Here is an 893-nt window from a genome sequence, read left to right on the forward strand (position 1 = left end):
TAAGCCGAATTAAGTCAGACTTATTTGCTAAGCACCCAAGCTTTTTATCTAATCCACTCTTAGCAACAATGATGCTCTTAACATACGATCAGTTCGCGGAAATTCCTGAGAAAGCTTATATATTTTACGAACAAGCCTTTGACACCCTATTCTTAAAACATGATGCAACAAAAGAAGGATTTACCCGTCAAAAGTATACCGATCTATCGATAGATGAATTCAAGAAGTACCTTTCGTACTTTTGCTTGTTCTCATATTACGATGAGAAGTACGAATTTACTGAAGCCGAGACGATTGAATATATCGGAAAAGCTATCCAAGCGACCAACACCAAGCTCAATAAAAGTGATTTCTATCGTGATCTGATCGAATCAGTGTGCATTATGCAGCAAGATGGCCTCAAAACTGTGTTCACTCATCGAACATTCCAAGAGTTTTTTTGCACATACAGCTTAGCTAACTTTGTTGATAATAAGATCGAACATATTCTCAGTCATATCGTTAGGCGGCGCTCTGATAATGTTATTCCAATGTTGTTCGAAATGCGCCGTGGAAAAGTTGAACGTGAGTTTATAATTCCAAAACTCACTGAAATTGTTAAACTTGGTCAAGAGCAGAATTGCGGCGAGTCATTATTTACGCACGCCAAATTATTCAATTGGTATTTAGGCGTTCGAAGACCCGCTAAGTCAGCATACAGCTTTGTACAGTATGATGAGCAAGGGAATGGAGATATAGTCAATCTCTTGTTTAAGCTATACAAAGACATCGGCTCACCAATCAAAAAGAACTTCCCGAAATACAAAAAAGATGATGCAAATATCTTAAAAGAACTTGCCGCTCAAAAGCGGCTAAAATTGAAAATAGATGAGATTACAATTGTATTTCCCGAT

General features: G+C 37.5%; 1 protein-coding gene. It reads left to right on the forward strand.

Features of this window, described 5'->3' with window-relative positions:
* Positions 1-893: hypothetical protein (locus A9Y75_RS28930; protein WP_201788447.1), on the forward strand; the 893-nt coding region annotated here is incomplete at both ends.

The organism is Trichormus sp. NMC-1, from assembly GCF_001858025.1.
Taxonomy (GTDB): Bacteria; Cyanobacteriota; Cyanobacteriia; order Cyanobacteriales; family Nostocaceae; genus Anabaena.